At 59.8% G+C, this 16,711-nt stretch carries 19 protein-coding genes; 14 read left to right on the forward strand and 5 right to left on the reverse strand.

Translation table 11 applies throughout. The features are described from left to right. Positions 1 to 25: 25 nt before the first annotated feature. Entirely contained in the window at positions 26 to 466 is a 441-nt protein-coding gene (locus tag BLW70_RS16635; RefSeq protein ID WP_074875681.1) for an NUDIX hydrolase, read from the reverse strand. A gap of 84 nt (positions 467 to 550) precedes the next feature. Then, complete coding sequence (gene ppnN / locus BLW70_RS16640) at positions 551 to 1,924, reverse strand: nucleotide 5'-monophosphate nucleosidase PpnN (RefSeq protein WP_056744871.1); 1,374 nt, start codon at positions 1,922 to 1,924, stop codon at positions 551 to 553. Between the two features lie 211 nt (positions 1,925 to 2,135). On the opposite strand from ppnN, the gene BLW70_RS16645 reads away from it, so the two are divergent. Together BLW70_RS16645 and BLW70_RS16650 are read left to right on the forward strand one after the other, a co-directional pair. Then, entirely contained in the window at positions 2,136 to 2,672 is a 537-nt protein-coding gene (locus BLW70_RS16645) for a DUF3087 domain-containing protein (RefSeq protein ID WP_074875683.1), read from the forward strand. A 191-nt stretch (positions 2,673 to 2,863) separates the two neighbouring features. Further along, a complete protein-coding gene (locus tag BLW70_RS16650; protein ID WP_074875685.1) occupies positions 2,864 to 4,441 on the forward strand; it encodes a sensor domain-containing diguanylate cyclase in 1,578 nt (525 codons plus the stop codon). A gap of 79 nt (positions 4,442 to 4,520) precedes the next feature. On the opposite strand, the gene BLW70_RS16655 is transcribed toward BLW70_RS16650, so the two are convergent. Next, entirely contained in the window at positions 4,521 to 4,895 is a 375-nt protein-coding gene (locus tag BLW70_RS16655; protein WP_074875687.1) for a DUF2784 domain-containing protein, read from the reverse strand. Between the two features lie 101 nt (positions 4,896 to 4,996). Next, positions 4,997 to 5,932 carry a sensor domain-containing diguanylate cyclase gene (locus BLW70_RS16660; RefSeq protein WP_074875689.1) on the reverse strand — a complete coding sequence of 312 codons (936 nt, stop codon included), beginning with the start codon at positions 5,930 to 5,932 and terminating at the stop codon, positions 4,997 to 4,999. Between the two features lie 176 nt (positions 5,933 to 6,108). On the opposite strand from BLW70_RS16660, the gene BLW70_RS16665 reads away from it, so the two are divergent. From BLW70_RS16665 to BLW70_RS16680, 5 genes are all read left to right on the forward strand, one after another. Beyond that, positions 6,109 to 6,807 carry an AzlC family ABC transporter permease gene (locus tag BLW70_RS16665; RefSeq protein ID WP_074875691.1) on the forward strand — a complete coding sequence of 233 codons (699 nt, stop codon included), beginning with the start codon at positions 6,109 to 6,111 and terminating at the stop codon, positions 6,805 to 6,807. Beyond that, positions 6,807 to 7,118, forward strand: coding sequence for an AzlD domain-containing protein (locus BLW70_RS16670; protein ID WP_162842873.1), 312 nt, complete (start codon positions 6,807 to 6,809; stop codon positions 7,116 to 7,118). The genes BLW70_RS16665 and BLW70_RS16670 overlap by 1 nt, the downstream gene beginning before the upstream one ends. 60 nt (positions 7,119 to 7,178) lie before the next feature. Further along, the gene (locus BLW70_RS30830) at positions 7,179 to 7,340 is read left to right on the forward strand and encodes a hypothetical protein (protein WP_162842857.1); all 162 of its coding nucleotides are present in this window, start codon (positions 7,179 to 7,181) and stop codon (positions 7,338 to 7,340) included. 263 nt (positions 7,341 to 7,603) lie between these two features. Further along, positions 7,604 to 8,503: a polysaccharide deacetylase family protein gene (locus BLW70_RS16675; RefSeq protein WP_074875696.1), complete on the forward strand. Its 900-nt coding sequence runs from the start codon at positions 7,604 to 7,606 to the stop codon at positions 8,501 to 8,503. Between the two features lie 120 nt (positions 8,504 to 8,623). After that, positions 8,624 to 8,866 (forward strand): DUF1652 domain-containing protein, encoded by a 243-nt coding sequence (locus BLW70_RS16680; protein ID WP_074875697.1) that lies wholly within the window; start codon positions 8,624 to 8,626, stop codon positions 8,864 to 8,866. A gap of 18 nt (positions 8,867 to 8,884) precedes the next feature. Here the strand turns inward: BLW70_RS16680 and BLW70_RS16685 are convergent, their stop codons facing one another. Further along, positions 8,885 to 9,769, reverse strand: a complete 885-nt coding sequence (locus BLW70_RS16685) for a LysR family transcriptional regulator (protein ID WP_008154539.1) — start codon at positions 9,767 to 9,769, stop codon at positions 8,885 to 8,887. A 127-nt stretch (positions 9,770 to 9,896) separates the two neighbouring features. Between BLW70_RS16685 and BLW70_RS16690 the strand changes: the two genes are divergently transcribed. The 7 genes from BLW70_RS16690 (at position 9,897) to benC (ending at position 16,544) form a co-directional block, all read left to right on the forward strand. Next, a complete protein-coding gene (locus tag BLW70_RS16690; protein ID WP_074875699.1) occupies positions 9,897 to 11,045 on the forward strand; it encodes a muconate cycloisomerase family protein in 1,149 nt (382 codons plus the stop codon). Between the two features lie 10 nt (positions 11,046 to 11,055). After that, complete coding sequence (catC, locus tag BLW70_RS16695; protein ID WP_074875701.1) at positions 11,056 to 11,346, forward strand: muconolactone Delta-isomerase; 291 nt, start codon at positions 11,056 to 11,058, stop codon at positions 11,344 to 11,346. Between the two features lie 55 nt (positions 11,347 to 11,401). Further along, on the forward strand, positions 11,402 to 12,331 hold the full coding sequence (catA, locus tag BLW70_RS16700) for a catechol 1,2-dioxygenase (protein ID WP_074875703.1): 930 nt from the start codon (positions 11,402 to 11,404) through the stop codon (positions 12,329 to 12,331). Between the two features lie 121 nt (positions 12,332 to 12,452). Beyond that, positions 12,453 to 13,412, forward strand: coding sequence for an AraC family transcriptional regulator (locus BLW70_RS16705; protein ID WP_056740468.1), 960 nt, complete (start codon positions 12,453 to 12,455; stop codon positions 13,410 to 13,412). Between the two features lie 258 nt (positions 13,413 to 13,670). Then, the gene (gene benA / locus BLW70_RS16710) at positions 13,671 to 15,035 is read left to right on the forward strand and encodes a benzoate 1,2-dioxygenase large subunit (RefSeq protein WP_074875705.1); all 1,365 of its coding nucleotides are present in this window, start codon (positions 13,671 to 13,673) and stop codon (positions 15,033 to 15,035) included. Continuing rightward, positions 15,032 to 15,520, forward strand: a complete 489-nt coding sequence (gene benB / locus BLW70_RS16715) for a benzoate 1,2-dioxygenase small subunit (protein WP_074875707.1) — start codon at positions 15,032 to 15,034, stop codon at positions 15,518 to 15,520. The genes benA and benB overlap by 4 nt, the downstream gene beginning before the upstream one ends. A 10-nt stretch (positions 15,521 to 15,530) precedes the next feature. After that, the gene (benC, locus tag BLW70_RS16720) at positions 15,531 to 16,544 is read left to right on the forward strand and encodes a benzoate 1,2-dioxygenase electron transfer component BenC (protein WP_074875709.1); all 1,014 of its coding nucleotides are present in this window, start codon (positions 15,531 to 15,533) and stop codon (positions 16,542 to 16,544) included. Positions 16,545 to 16,711: the final 167 nt, after the last annotated feature.

Below are 16,711 nucleotides of genomic sequence, written 5' to 3' on the forward strand. Positions count from 1 at the left end.
ATTTTTGTTATTCGTCAGGCACTGGTCAGGCCTGCTCCATCATTTGGATCAGGTTTTCTGGCCAGACTGTTTCAGCGGTCTCTTGCAGCTCGGCGACGGACCACCATTTGTGTTCAGTCATCACCCGGGCTTCATCGGCAGTCCAGCCATCACGCGTCAGCCGCTCACCGTCGGCGCGGACGAAAAAATAGCGTTCCACGGACAAGACGGTTTCGCCGCTGGGCAACATCATCGGAAAGCTGCGCTCTGCCACGCTAGTGCCCACCGCGTCGATGTGCAGTCCGGTTTCTTCGTGCAATTCGCGTATGGCGGCGGCTTCAAAGGTTTCACCTTCCTCAAGACCGCCACCCGGCGTAGCCCAATGGTCACATCCGTCCAGCGCATCGCCCTTGTGCTGGAAGCGAAACAGCAAGACCTGGCGGGCGGGGTTGATCACGAGGAGTCGTGCAGAGTTGCGTTGGCGCATCAAAAAACTCTCTTTCCATAGACGTTACAGCTCAAGGTTGCTGATTGTTCCCACGGGGGAGCGTGGGAACGATCTTTAGCCGAGTTACGCAACCACTTGATAACACGGCACATACGCCGCGCCACCTGGCAGCTTCATCCGGTGCTGGGCGACGAAGGCCTTGAGCAGCTGATCCAGCGGTTGCATGACAGCCACATCGCCACGGATCTGGTACGGCCCGTGTTCTTCGATCAGGCGGATGCCCTTGTCCTTTACGTTGCCGGCGACGATGCCGGAGAACGCGCGGCGCAGGTTGGCGGCCAGTTCGTGGGCCGGCAGGTTGCGGCTCAGTTTCAGGTTGGCCATGTTTTCGTGGGTTGGATCGAACGGGCGCTGGAAGCCTTCGTCGATCTTCAGCAGCCAGTTGAAATGGAACGCGTCATTGCGCTCGCGACGGAACTGTTTGACCGCTTTCAGGCCTTGAGTCATTTGACGTGCGACTTCAGCCGGGTCGTCGATGATGATCTCGTAGTGTTGCTTGGCGGCTTCACCCAGGGTGGCGCCGACAAACGCATCCAGTTGCTCCAGATACGGCGCAGCATGTTTCGGACCAGTGAGGACCACGGGGAAGGGCAGGCCGGCGTTGTCCGGGTGCATCAGGATGCCGAGCAAGTACAGGAACTCTTCGGCCGTGCCGGCGCCGCCCGGGAAAATGATGATGCCGTGGCCGACGCGAACGAAGGCTTCCAGGCGTTTTTCGATGTCCGGCAGGATCACCAGTTCGTTGACGATCGGGTTGGGCGCTTCGGCGGCGATGATGCCCGGCTCGGTCAGGCCGAGGTAGCGGCCGCCGTGGATTCGCTGTTTGGCGTGGGCGATGGTCGCGCCTTTCATCGGGCCTTTCATCACGCCAGGGCCGCAACCGGTGCAGATGTCGAGGCTGCGCAGGCCCAGTTCGTGGCCGACTTTCTTGGTGTATTTGTATTCTTCGGTGTTGATCGAGTGGCCGCCCCAGCACACCACGATCTTCGGCTCGACACCCGGCCGCAGGGTGCGGGCGTTGCGCAGCAGGTGGAACACGTAGTCGCTGATGCCCTGGGAGGTGCTCAGGTCGATGCGTTGGGCGTCGAGTTCGTTTTCGGTGTAGACAATGTCGCGCAGGGCGCTGAAGAGCATTTCCCGGGTGCTGGCAATCATTTCGCCATCGACGAAGGCGTCGGCCGGGGCGTTCAGCAGTTCGAGGCGTACGCCGCGGTCCTGCTGGTGAATGCGGATTTCGAAGTCCTTGTAGGCCTCGAGGATGGTTTTGGCGTTATCGACATGGGCGCCGGTATTGAGGATGGCCAGGGCGCACTGGCGGAATAAGGTGTAGGTGCTGCCGGATCCGGCTTCGCTCAGTTGCTGTACTTCACGTTGAGAAAGGGTTTCCAGGCTGCCTTTGGGGCTGACCGAGGCGTTGATTACTTGTCGTTGGGTCATTCAATGATCCTTAAAACGATGCCATTCATACAGATAACCGGCATCCGAATAGTATGTATCCATGAAAGAAGATGGCACGAACTGCGCTGTATCGCCATTTCCCCGTTTGACGATGAAAAGATGAAAAGGAGCCCCAGCATAGCTAAATCCCCTGCAGAGGCGATAATGCGCCGCAGCCTTTTTACCCACGCCCTCAAGGAACCCCGTCGCGATGTTCGAAATCCAGCCGCAGAACCCCGAACGCTATCGAAGCCAGACGCGACGCAGCACGATAATCATAGCCTTGATTTTCCTGGCCCTGGCGATGGTGTTGTCCACCACGGCGGTGGCGCTGTTCGGCGAACCCGGTGGCGACAATCTGCGATTTAACGTCGGCGGCGTGTTTGTGTCGGTGCTGCTGATGGCCGCCCTGATGCGCGGCACCTTCTGGACCCAGCCATGGATGGCCCCGGCGGTTTATGGCTGGCAGCTCAAGCGCAGCCTGATGAGCATCACCAACGTCATGCATCAGGTGACGGCGGCGGTGGAGAAGGAAGATCCTACGGCCATGAAGCTGCTGCGTTTCTACCATCTGGGATTGAGTCAGATGCACGAGCTGGACGGCAACTCCAGTGATCACAGCCAATTGACCCGCGAGATGGATCAGCACAAGGCACGGATGGAAGCGCTAGGCATCGAGACTGATCAAACGCGATTGAATCCGGCCTGGATCGAGGCCGTGAAGCAGACGCCTCGGGATAAACCCTGATTCGTCGACAACCGCTGAACTGCTGAGCCGCAGGCTTGGCGAGCCGTAGGTGAGATTAGTTCTCGCGCAAATCAGCTTTCGGGTGTTTGATGAAGCATAGTTGCCTGGCACCAGGCAGCTCATACCCATCAGGGGTCGTAAAAAGGGCGAACGGGAAGATTCGCCCTGTGATCAATATTTCAGGGAACGTCATGGGTCATCCGTCCGTCAACAATCGAATTGAACAATCCCGCCATGGTGTGCCTCGGGTCGCCGAGCAAGCCGGGGTCACACTCAAGGTTCGCTCTGCGGTGATTCTGCTGGTCGCGGTGTGCCTGTCCATGGCGGCTATCGTGATTTGGGAAGCCTGGAACTCGCGCCAGTACCATCTGCACGACAAAGAAGTGGCGATGTCCAACCTTGCCCAGACTTTGGCCTCGCAAGCGCAAGCGTCGATCAAGCAAGCCGATATGTTGCTGTTGACCCTGGTGGATCGCCTTGAAAACGATGGCATCGACCAGGCTCGGGTACCCCGACTGGAGCGTTTGCTCAAGGCCCAGCGCAGTGAGTTGAGCCAGCTCCATGGCTTGTTTGTCTACGGCGAAGACGGGCGCTGGATTGCCAACTCCAACGGTGCCGTCATGCCCGGTGCCAACAACGCCGATCGTGAGTATTTCACCTTCCACCGCAATCATCCCGACCGTGGCCCTCACATCGGTCCCTCGATCAAGAGCCGTTCGAGCGGTGAATGGATCATGACAGTGTCCCGTCGCGTCAATCATCCGGATGGCCGGTTTGCCGGCGTGGCGCTGGCAACGATTTATCTCAGTCATTTCCTCGGGCTCTACGACAGTATCGACATGGGGCAAAACGGCGTGATCAATCTGATCGCCGATGACGCCAGTATCGTCGTTCGCCGGCCGTTCAAAGAAACTGAAATCGGCATCAGCGTCGCCAAGGGACCGCTGTTTACGCAACTGTTGCCCAAGGGCAATTCAGGCACGGCGATGGTCCCGTCCTATGTGGATGGCGTCGAGCGGGTGGTCGGTTTTCGCAGGGTCGACGGTTATCCGCTGATCATCTATGCGGCGCTGAATAAAGATGAAGTCCTGGCCGCCTGGCGCAAGGAGGTACTGCTGAGTGCCGGGATCGTCTCGTTATTCCTGGGGTTTCTCGGGGTCCTCGGTTATCGCCTGATTCGCCTCATGAGGCAGCAGAATCACGTGCAGGGCGTATTGCTGGACGCGCAGGAAAAACTCATCGAGGTCAACCGCAGTCTTGAGTTGCTGGCGCTGGAGGACGCACTGACCGGGCTGTCCAACCGGCGTCAGTTCGATCTGTTCATCCTCGCCGAAATGGGCCGCGCCAGACGCAACCAGACCCATCTCGCGCTGCTGATGATCGATGTCGATCACTTCAAGAGCTTCAATGATCTTTACGGCCATGTGGCCGGTGATGAGTGTTTACGCAACATCAGCACGATCATCAGGGACAACATCAAGCGCCCCGGCGATCTGGCTGCTCGCTATGGCGGTGAAGAATTTGCGGTGGTACTGCCCGGGACGGACTATGTGGGAGCGTTTCTGGTGGCGGAAAAAATCCGCCGCGCGGTTCATCTGGCCGGCATCCGGCACAGTGAAGGGGTTGAAGGCACGGTGACGGTCAGCCTGGGGGTCGCCGCTTACAATCCGGCGTCACAAGCCCAGCCCAGCGACCTGGTGGGGGCTGCCGACAAGGCGCTGTACGTGGCCAAGGCCAGCGGTCGGAACATGAGCGTCATTGCCAATTGAATTCAAACAAGGCTGCCAACGGCCCGGATGGCTTCCAGCCAGGTGCGACCTTCAATCGATAACATGATCCGAATCGGTTTCAGGCTGCGCGACGCAACTTCCACCGCTTGATCAACCGAAGATAGACCAGCACGTTGATCACCAGCACGACGCTGCCCAATCCCAGCTGGATCGCCGGCGTCAGGCCCGCCGGGTAAATGACCGGCCACACGTAATGTTCGATGAAACCGCCGCCATAACCGGTTTGCCCGGCTGCGTCGCGCATGAGGTTTTCCCACTGCGTCAGCGGGCAGGGCAAGTGGAAGACTTCCACCGACACGCCCCACACAGCCGCGGGCAGGTGCCACCAGGCCAGGGGGCGCCATTTGAGCACCAACAGCCCGCCGAACAGCACGAACAGAATGAACAACAGGTGGAACAGGACCAGCCCGTCGGCGGCGATTCGGTAAAGCATGTCGACTCCCTGGTGCGTTATGCGAATGGCTCCATGGTACTCGGGCGGGTCGCTGATGCTCTATCGATTGCTGCTGTTCGGCGCTGCGAGCACGCCTTTCGTCAATCGCGAAAATCAACGAACTCCGCACGCATCCTGCCGTTGTGCTTGGCCCTGTAGAGCAACTTGTCGACCTGCTCGACGAATTCCAGCGCCGTCGCGTGCGGCGTTGCGGTGGTGGTGCCGACACCCAGGCTCAGGCTCAGCCGCTTCGATACCGCAGAAAACTCATGGGGAATGTGCTGCTGGCGAATCAGAAGCAGGCATTTATTTGCCACCAGCCTGGCGGATTCGGCGTCGGTTTCCGGCAGCAGCCAGACGAACTCTTCACCGCCGATCCGCGCGATGAAATCCCGTGGCCGATTGGCCGCCAGGGACAAGGTCTGAGCGACGCGCCGCAAGCATTCGTCACCCTTGATGTGCCCGTAATGGTCGTTGAACTGTTTGAAGTAATCGATATCCAGGATCAGCAGTGACAGCGCTGATCCCGTGCGTTGAGCGCTGCTCCATTCGCGCTCCAGCACGGTGTCGAACATGCGCCGGTTGGCGATGCCGGTCAGCCCGTCCTGGAAGGAATATTCTTCGAGTTGCTTTTGCAGGCGGCTCAAGTGCTCTTCGGTTTTCTTGCGCTCACTGATGTCGAACATGAAACCCACCAGCGCTTCCACTTCACCGTCCTTGCGCACCACGTGCACCACATCGCGGATCCACACATAGTCACCGTCGCGGGTCAGCGCCCGATAGTCTGCCTCGTGATCCACACCCGCCCGCGATTGCGATACGCAGAACTCCACCACGTAGTCGCGATCATCCGGGTGCATGCGTTCGACCCAGTCATTGACCCCCACCCAACTGTCCTGTTTCCAGCCCAGCAGACGCTCGATCTGCGGACCGATGTAGCTGAAAGTCATGGTCTTCCAGTCGATCCGCCATGGTATTGCTTTGGTCGACTCAAGCAGGGTTTTGTAGACGTCGCTGTCGGTTTCGATTGAGCTCATGAGGGGGCCGGATCTCAAAGATGAAAAAACTGCGCCATCATGTTGCTACTACTGGAGTGAATCAAGCGTGTAGCCGATGAATGGAACAAGTTCGCGTACCAAGTGCGCAAGATCGTTCAAGCCAGCGGCCGCGACTGCTGGCACAGTCTGGGGTCTTTCCCTGGTTGTAGAGCGTTATGTCCAATTCACTCATGCCGCGCAGCGCCTTTCTTCGCGGCGCCGCGGCGATCATGCCGTTGTCCCTGGCCACCGCGCCCTGGGGCTTGCTGGCCGGCTCCATGGCCATCGAGGCCAACCTCACGCCCCTGCAAGGCCAGGGGCTGTCGAGCATCGTGTTTGCCGGGGCGGCGCAACTGGTGGCGATCGGCATGCTCAAGGGCGGTGCCGGGATCTTTTCGATTCTGCTGACCACGCTGCTGCTGACCTCCCAGCATTTGCTCTACGGGATGAGCATGCGTTCGGTGATTTCGCCGTTGCCTGGACGCTGGCGTGTGGGGCTGGGTTTTTTGCTCACTGATGAGCTGTTCGCCCTGACCAGTGCGCATGACAAACAACAGTTCAACCGCTGGTACGCGTTGGGTGTCGGCCTGACGTTCTACATCGCCTGGAACCTCTTCACCCTGGCCGGCATCGTGCTCGGCAGCAGCATTCCGGGGCTGGAACACCTGGGACTGGACTTCTCCATTGCCGCGACCTTTATCGCCCTGATCACCCCCGTGGTGCGGAACGTGCCGACCGTGGTGTGCGTGGCGGTGTCGTTGTTTTGCTCGGTGCTGTTCAGTTATTGGCAATGGGGCTCGGCGCTGGTGCTGTCGGGGTTGGCGGGCATGATCGCGGGCTTTATCTGCAACAAATTCTACGGTGGACGCACATGATGGTCTGGGCGGTGATTTTCGGCATGGGGCTATTGGTGTTCCTCAATCGCTATGTGTTTCTGGAGCCGCGGCTGCCCGTGCGCTTGAGCAGCAATGCGCGGCAATTCCTGGGTTTTGCGGTGCCGGGCATGCTGACGGCGATCTGCGGGCCGATCGTGTTCATGCCGGACAAGCAGCTGAATCTGCAATGGGATAACCCGTACCTGCTCAGTTCGCTGGTGGCGGTGGGGTTGGTGCTTTACACCCGCAATACCTTGCTCAGCATGTTGTTGAGCATGGGGTTCTTCTTTTTGCTGCGTTGGTGGTTCTAAGTCGTCCCTGTCGAAACTGTTCTACGCTTAAAAGGGACCCCTACAGGAAGAGAGGTGAGCATGGCTAATGATCCCAAGCGTCCGGACCCGGATGAAGAGGTGGATGACGAACCCACGGAAGAGGAGATTGAGCGGCAGCGGCGTTCGACGCCGGACTGGAAGCATCCCGACGATGGGAAAGAACTGTCGGATCGCGATCAGGAATGGCCGTTGAAGCCTTGACTGCGCAATACCTGCGTTCGGCCTCTGGGAAAGGGGCAAGCAGATCAAGATCAAAAGCCAAAGCCTGACGCGGTACCTGTGTGGGAGCCTGCTCGCGAAAAACGTCCGGACACCGCATTCATTCAGACAGCACACGTTATCGTTCACGTCTTTCGCGAGCAGGCTCGCTCCCACAGGATGCGCACTGGAACCAAACACTGTGTACCCTTATCCAACCTCGGCCCGCAGCGACCTGCGGACGACGAAGGATAAATGGGCAAAACATGAAACAGCTGTTCAAGGTTCTATCTGCACTCATCATCGCCACTGGGCTGGTGGGGTGCATCGCTTCTCCCATTGAAATGACGTCGCAGACCGAACAGCGCCTGAGCGCGCAACCGCCGATCCGTTTTCTGCTGACCTTCGACGACGGTCCCAGCGCCTCAAGTTTCTGGAATCCGACGATGACGGTGCTCGACAGTCTGGCCACCAACCCGGTGCAACCGAACCTTAAAGCGGTGTTCTTCGTGCAGACCGGTGCGCCACGTGCCGGCAACAGCGAAATCGGACGCGAGGTCATGCGCCGTGAACACGCAGACGGGCAGATTCTGGGCTTCCACTCGGCGACCCGCTCGCACACCAATCACAGATCCCTGAGCCCGGAAGAACTGGAGCAGTCACTGAGCAAAGGCGCCGCAGACATCGCCGCGATCACCGGCGCGCCGCCGACCCTGGTGCGCCCACCATTCTGGAGCTATGACAACCGGGTTTTCGCCGCCTATCAGCAGCACGGCATGCACCTATTGCTGACCGACCTGAGCGCCAATGACGGCAAGATCTGGGGCTTCAACGCCAGCCCCCAGCGGCGGGCCCACTTCTTGCGCACAATGTCCGAAGTGCGCGAACGCATCGCCCTTGGCGAATTACCGGTGGTGGACGGGGTGATTCCGGTGGTGGTGACCTTCCACGACCTCAATCGCTACACCGCCCGGCATACTCGCGAGTACCTGCAAATCCTCCTCGACAGCGCACGGGCTACCGGTGTGAAAACCGCAGAAAAGCCGTTTTACGACGACACGGCTGCGCTGCAACGGGCCGCCATGGCGCGTACGGTTCGCGACAGTTCAGAGCCGGTCAAATTACCCGGGCTCTGGAATTGGATCTGGGGTGCGGATTCTCACTGAAAGGTCGCCAAAATGAGAAACAGCTAACACTTATTTTGAGCATTGGCGGGCGCAGGATGGGGAAAGCCCATCTATGCTGAGCAAGTTGGATCCGATTAACCTGCCACGGAGGCGCCAGTCATGGTTTCAGTTCCTGAGCTTTGCCGCATTGTCGAGTCCGGTTTTCAACCGCTTTCCTGCGCCTGCACAGTGAATCCCGACGGAACGTTACGGATCAAAGTCTATGAACCCGCCACCGGGCGCATTGCTCTGTTGATTACCGGTGTATCGCCCGAACGACTGACCAGCGTTCGCGCTATCGCCAATCTGATTGGCGAGTTGCGCATCGAGATGCGCGCCGGTCGCCGGGCCTTCGCCGGCTGAAGCGGATCGCATCGCGGATCAGGCCCGCGGTTGCAGTTCATCGATCATCTGCAAGCAATGATTCAACCCCGGCGATACGTCGCCCACGCGCCTGCTGAGAATGATCGGTGAGGTCGCGTTGTCTTCCAGCAACGGCGTGAAACCGATGTCGTCGCGGTGCAGCAATTGCACCGAGGCCGGCACCAGGGTGACACCGATTCCCGCTCCCACCAGACCGATGGCTGTTTGCAGCTCGTTGGTCCATTGCGCCACATGAATGCTCACGCCATAGGATTCGAACAACGCGATCACATGGTCGGCGTAGCTCGGGCGCGGATTGCCGGGGTACAGCACAAAAGGTTCTTTCGCCAATTCGCGAAGGCTGATCGGCCCGGCCAGTAAGGGGTGCCCGGCGGGCAGGGCGGCGACCAGTCGATCTTCAGTCAAAACCGTCTGGATGATCGCCGGATCATCGATGCGGATTCGGCCGAAACCAATGTCGATGCGCCCGGCCTTGAGCGCCTGCACTTGCTGCAGCGTGGTCATTTCCGAGAGCCCCAGTTCAAGCTCCAGGGGCTCGCCGCTGCGCAAACGGCGAATCAGTTCCGGCAGCACTCCGTAGAGCGTCGACGGTGCAAAACCGATGCCCAGCCAGGTCTTTTCGCCCAGACCGATCCGCCGCGTGTTGTCGCATACCTTGCTCAGTTGCTCGAGCAGGGCGGTGGAGTGCTCATGGAAAAACCGCCCGGCATCGGTCAGCTTCAGCGGCCGCCCGCGTTCCAGCAACAACACGCCCAGTTCATCCTCCAATTGCTGCATCTGCCGGCTCAGTGGCGGCTGGGCGATGTGCAGCAGTTCGGCGGCACGGGTGAAATTGAGGGTTTGAGCCAACACCTGAAAATACCGCAGGTGACGCAGTTCCATGGGGCCTCCAGTCGCAAGTCGGTTGCATACCTTAAAGGTATCAAGTCAGACCAATTCTATATTGGCTTCCCGAAAAAAGCCGTACCAGAATCGGTTCCAGAACTTTAAGAACCTGACAGGTATCGACATGCTTGCAACAGCCATTGAATCGATCGAGACGATCATCGTCGATCTGCCGACCATCCGCCCGCACAAGCTGGCGATGCACACCATGCAGAACCAGACCCTGGTGATCATTCGCGTGCGTTGCGCCGACGGCATTGAAGGCATTGGCGAATCCACCACCATCGGTGGCCTGGCCTACGGCAACGAAAGCCCTGAGAGCATCAAGACCAACATCGACAAACATTTCGCGCCGCTGTTGCTGAGCCAGGACAGCGCCAACGTGAATGCTGCGATGTTGCGTCTGGAGCGCAGCATCCGTGGCAACACGTTCGCTAAATCAGGTATCGAAACCGCCTTGCTCGACGCTCAGGGCAAACGCCTTGGGCTGCCGGTCAGCGAGTTGCTGGGCGGCCGCGTTCGCGATGCCCTGCCAGTGGCGTGGACCCTGGCCAGTGGGGACACCGGCAGGGACATCGCCGAAGCGGAGAAAATGCTCGACCTGCGACGCCATCGGATTTTCAAACTGAAAATCGGTGCCGGCGAAGTCAACCGCGACCTGGCTCACGTCATTGCAATCAAGAAAGCCTTGGGCGACCGCGCCAGCGTGCGGGTCGATGTCAATCAGGCCTGGGACGAAGCGGTCGCGCTGCGCGCCTGCCGGATCCTGGGAACCAACGGCATCGACTTGATCGAACAGCCGATCTCGCGCAATAACCGCTCCGGCATGGCGCGCCTGAATGCCATGAGCCCGGCGCCGATCATGGCCGACGAATCCATCGAGTGCGTGGAAGACGCCTTCAACCTGGCCCGTGAAGGCGCGGCCTCGGTGTTCGCCCTGAAAATCGCCAAGAACGGCGGCCCGCGCGCCGTGCTGCGAACTGCGGCCATCGCCGAAGCGGCCGGTATCGGTCTGTATGGCGGCACCATGCTCGAAGGCGGCGTCGGCACCCTGGCCTCGGCCCATGCTTTTGTCACGCTGAACAAACTGGCGTGGGACACCGAGCTGTTCGGTCCGCTGCTGCTGACTGAAGACATTCTCAGCGAGCCGCTGGTTTATCGCGATTTCGAGCTGCACGTGCCGAAAACGCCGGGGTTGGGCCTGAACCTCGATGAAGAACGTCTGGCGTTCTTCCGCCGAGACAAAACGTCTACTGCCATTCATCAAGCCTGAGGAGAGCATCATGCTGTTCCACGTAAAAATGACCGTGAACCTGCCGGTCGATATGAATCCCGAAGCAGCCGCGAAGCTGAAGGCTGACGAAAAGGCCCTGGCCCTGCGCCTGCAAGAGCAAGGCAAGTGGCGTCACCTGTGGCGCATCGCCGGACACTATGCCAATTACAGCGTTTTCGACGTCGACAGCGTGCAGGAGCTGCACGACCTGCTCATGCAATTGCCGTTGTTTCCGTACATGGCGATCGAGGTCGAGGCGCTGTGCCGGCATCCTTCTTCCATTCGCGAGGATGACCGCTGAACCCAGCCTGTTCAGTTCGCTACGCTAATAATTACAAGATGAGGAACCCACCAAAATGAACGTCAAGATTTCCCACACTGCCGGTGTCCAGAAGTTTCTCGAAGAGGCCAGCGGCCTGCATAACGAGGCCGGCGACCCGCGGGTCAAGGCGCTGGTCTACCGCATTCTGCGCGATTCGGTGAACATCATCGAAGACCTGGCCGTGACCCCGGAAGAATTCTGGAAAGCCGTCAACTACCTCAACGTGCTGGGCGCGCGTCAAGAGGCCGGGTTGGTGGTGGCCGGGCTCGGTCTCGAACACTACCTCGACCTGCTGATGGACGCCGAAGACGAGCAGGCCGGCAAGGCCGGCGGCACGCCGCGGACCATCGAAGGCCCGCTGTACGTGGCGGGTGCGCCGCTGTCGGAAGGCGAAGCGCGACTGGATGACGGCGTCGATCCGGGGGTGGTGCTGTTCATGCAGGGCCAGGTCAAGAACACCGCCGGCGAACCGTTGGCCGGTGCGGTGGTGGACGTCTGGCACGCCAACACTGGCGGCACTTACTCCTACTTCGATACCACTCAATCGGAGTTCAACCTGCGTCGTCGTATCGTCACCGATGCCGAGGGTCGTTATCGCTTTCGCAGCATCGTGCCGTCGGGCTATGGCTGCCCGCCGGACGGTCCGACCCAGCAACTGCTCGATCAACTGGGCCGTCATGGGCAACGGCCGGCGCACATTCACTTCTTCATTTCCGCGCCGGATCATCGTCACCTGACCACCCAGATCAACCTCGATGGCGATCAGTACCTGCACGACGATTTCGCCTATGCCACTCGCGATGAGCTGATTGCCAAAATCACCTTCAGTGACGATCCACAGCGCGCGGCGGCCCATGGTGTCAGCGGTCGTTTTGCCGAAATCGACTTCGATTTCACCTTGCAGACCACCGCGCAACCCGACGAGCAGCAACGCCACGAGCGGGTCCGCGCACTCGAGGACTGATATCCTCGAACAGCGGAACCGGGCCACGAGATAACCGACCGTTTATCTCGTGGTCTTCGGCGTTTCGATCATTGCCCTGGATTGGCCCGACGTAACCTATAACAACAATGAGAGTGCCCCGATGATGCAAGCGCAACTGTTGAGTCAGCGCAGCACCGTATTCGACCATGCCGACCCTTACGCGGTGTCGGGCTACGTCAATCAGCATGTCGGTAACCATTGCATTCTGATGCCCCGGGCCGGGCGACCGCTGGCCAGCCTCAATCACCGCAAGTTTGCCAGCCTCGACCTGTGCCGCATCAGCTATGGCGGCAGCGTGCGCGTCACGTCGGGTGCGCTGGAAAGCATCTATCACCTGCAAGTGTTGCTGCGCGGCAACTGCCTGTGGCGCGGTCATGGCCAGGAACACTACTTCGCGCCCGGCGAGCTGTTGCTGATCAATCCCGATGATCCGGTGGACCTGACGTATTCCGACGATTGCGAAAAATTCATCCTCAAAGTCCCCACCCCGTTGCTGGAATCCGTATGCGATGAGCAGCGCTGGCGGTACCCGGGGCAGGGCGTGCGGTTTCTGGAGAACCGTTACCAGCTCGATGAGCTGGAAGGCTTTGTCGGTCTGCTGGCGATGATTTGCCAGGAAGCCGAGGCCACCGAACAGATTCCCAAGGTGCAGGAGCACTACGCGCAGATCATCGTCAGCAAGATGCTCAGCCTGATGAAGACCAACGTCAGCCGGATCAGTCTCGGCTCACAGACGGCCACGTTCGAGGTGATTGCCGACTACATCGCCGGCCACCTCAAACAGGACATCGACAGCGAAGAACTGGCACGCCAGGCGCGGATGAGCCTGCGCTCGCTGTACGGATTGTTCGAACGCAACGCCGGCACCACGCCGAAAAACTACATCCGGCAAAAACGCCTCGAGCGCATCAACGCCTGCCTGAGCGACCCGACCTGCAACGTGCGCAATGTCACGGAAGTGGCGATGGATTACGGCTTCCTGCACCTGGGGCGGTTTTCCGACAGCTACCGCAAGCAGTTCGGCGAGTTGCCGTCGGACACCCTCAAACGCCGCCACTGACCTGGCAAACACCGCCCATCCCTGTGGGAGCATGGCTGCTGATCGTTCCCACGCTCCCGCGTGGGAATGCAGCCCGGGACGCTCTGCGTCCCAAAAGCGGACGCGGAGCGTCCCTTGAGGCATTCCCACGCAGAGCGTGGGAACGATCAAAAATCCTGCTGCACAAAACGGATACAGGTCTGCACCCAGCGGATAGTCCACCCCATCCCCCCGTCCTAGCATGGCCCTGCCTGAATAAAAACAATGGAGGCGGCGGCCATGTCCCTGCGACCCGAATACCTTCACTCCCTGCTCGAAGATGACAAAGAACAGGGTATCTATCGCTGTAAGCGCGAAATGTTTACTGACCCGCGGCTGTTCGATCTCGAGATGCAGCACATCTTCGAAGGCAACTGGCTGTACCTGGCCCACGAAAGCCAGATCCCCAACAAAAACGATTTCTACACCACCACCATGGGGCGCCAGTCGATCTTCATCGCGCGCAACAAGGACGGTGAACTCAATGCGTTCCTCAACGCCTGCAGCCATCGCGGCGCGACGCTGTGCCGGCACAAATCCGGCAACAAGAGTTCGTACACCTGCCCATTCCACGGCTGGACCTTCAACAACTCCGGCAAGCTGCTCAAGGTCAAGGATCCGGCCGAAGCGGGCTACCCGGCGAGCTTCAACTGCGAAGGCTCCCACGACCTGACCAAAGTCGCGCGTTTCGAGTCATATCGCGGTTTCCTGTTCGGCAGCCTCAAGGCCGATGTCGTGCCGCTGGTTGAACACCTGGGCGAGTCGGCAAAGATCATCGACATGATCGTCGACCAGTCCGCCGATGGCCTGGAAGTGCTGCGTGGTTCTTCCAGCTACATCTACGAAGGCAACTGGAAGCTCACCGCCGAAAACGGTGCCGACGGCTATCACGTCAGCTCCGTGCACTGGAATTACGCCGCTACCCAGAACCAGCGCAAGCAACGCGAGGCCGGCGATTGCAACCCGACCATGAGTGCCGGCAGTTGGGCCAAGCAGGGCGGTGGTTTCTATTCCTTCGACAAGGGCCACATGCTGCTCTGGACCCGTTGGGCCAACCCTGAAGATCGCCCGTTGTACGAGCGTCGCGATGAACTGGCCCAGGACTTCGGCAAGGCCCGCGCCGACTGGATGATCGAGAACTCGCGCAACCTGTGCCTGTACCCGAACGTGTACCTGATGGACCAGTTCAGTTCGCAGATCCGTATCGCCCGGCCGATCTCGGTCAACCGCACGGAAATCACCATTTACTGCATCGCCCCCAAAGGCGAAAGCGACCACGCCCGTTCGAGCCGGATTCGTCAGTACGAAGACTTCTTCAACGTCAGCGGCATGGCGACCCCGGACGACCTGGAAGAGTTTCGTTCCTGCCAGACCAGTTATCAGGGCAGCGTGACCGCCTGGAACGACATGTCCCGTGGCGCCGAACACTGGATCGAAGGCGCCGATGAGGCGGCCAGGGAAATCGACCTGCATCCGCTGCTCAGCGGTGTGCGCACCGAAGACGAAGGCCTGTTCGTGCTGCAACACAAGTATTGGCAGCAGACCATGCTCAAGGCCTTGGCCGCCGAGCAGTCCGAACTGATTCCTGTGGAGGCCGTGCAATGACCATCACCTATGACGCCGTGCGTGATTTTCTCTACCGCGAAGCGCGCTACCTCGACGACCGGCAGTGGGACGAATGGCTGGAGTTGTACGCCCAGGATGCAACGTTCTGGATGCCGTCCTGGGACGACAACGACGAGCTGACCGAAGACCCGCAGCGGGAAATCTCGCTGATCTGGTACGGCAACCGCACCGGCCTGGAAGACCGCGTCTTCCGCATCAAGACCGAGCGTTCCAGCGCCACCATGCCGGACACCCGCACCTCGCACAACATCAGCAACATCGAGCTGCTCGAACAGGCCGACGGCATGTGTAAGGTGCGTTTCAACTGGCACACCCTGAGCTTTCGCTACAAGACCGTCGACAGCTATTTCGGCAGCAGTTTCTACACCCTCGATGTGCGCGGTGAAAACCCGCTGATCAAGGCCAAGAAAGTGATCCTGAAGAACGATTACGTTCGCCAGGTCATCGATGTCTACCACCTGTGAGGCAGCGGTCATGACTCATTCCATCGCATTCAATTTCGAAGACGGTGTCACCCGATTCATCGACGCCAATGTCGGCGAAACCGTGGCCGATGCCGCGTATCGCCAGGGCATCAATATTCCACTGGATTGCCGCGACGGCGCTTGCGGTACCTGCAAATGCTTCGCCGAGGCCGGCCGTTATGATTTGGGCGAGGAATACATCGAAGATGCACTCAGCGCGGAAGAGGCCGAACAAGGTTTTGTCCTGACCTGCCAGATGCGCGCCCAGAGCGATTGCGTAGTGCGCGTGCCGACCTCATCCGAGGTATGCCGCACCCGCCAGGCCAGTTACGACGCGACCATCAGTGCCGTGCGCCAGTTGTCCGACAGCACCATCGCGCTGTCGATCAAGGGCGAAGCCCTGAGCAAACTGGCGTTCCTGCCGGGGCAATACGTGAACCTGGGGATTCCCGGCAGCGAGCAGACCCGCGCCTATTCGTTCAGCTCGTTGCAGCGCGACGGCGAGGTCAGTTTCCTGATCCGCAACGTGCCCGGCGGCTTGATGAGCAGCTTCCTCACCGGCATGGCCAAAGCCGGCGACAGCATGAGCCTGGCGGGGCCGTTGGGCAGTTTCTATCTGCGCGACATTCGCCGTCCGTTGTTGCTGCTGGCCGGCGGTACGGGGCTGGCACCGTTTACCGCGATGCTGGAAAAAATTGCCGAGCAGGGCAGTGAACACCCGTTGCATTTGATCTACGGCGTGACCAACGATTTCGATCTGGTGGAAATGGATCGACTGGAAGCCTTTGCCGCGCGAATCCCGAACTTCAGCTTCAGTGCCTGCGTCGCCAACCCAGAGAGTCAGCATCCGCTCAAGGGTTATGTGACCCAGCACATCGAGCCGCAGCATCTGAACGAAGGCGACGTCGATGTCTACCTGTGCGGCCCGCCGCCGATGGTCGAGGCGGTCAGCCAGTTCATCCGTGAAAAAGGCATCGCGCCGACAAACTTTTACTACGAGAAATTTGCCGCCAGCGCCGCATAAGCATCAGCACGACACCGTCTCTGTAGCAGCTGCCGAGCCTGCGAGGCTGCGTTCGGCTGCGAAGCAGTCGTAAAACCTGACGACACGGTGTTCCTGAAACACCGCATTGTTTGATCTCACGACTGCTTCGCAGCCGAACGCAGCCTCGCAGGCTCGGCAGCTGCTAC

Origin of the sequence: Pseudomonas frederiksbergensis (assembly GCF_900105495.1) — a bacterium.
GTDB lineage: Bacteria > Pseudomonadota > Gammaproteobacteria > Pseudomonadales > Pseudomonadaceae > Aquipseudomonas > Aquipseudomonas frederiksbergensis.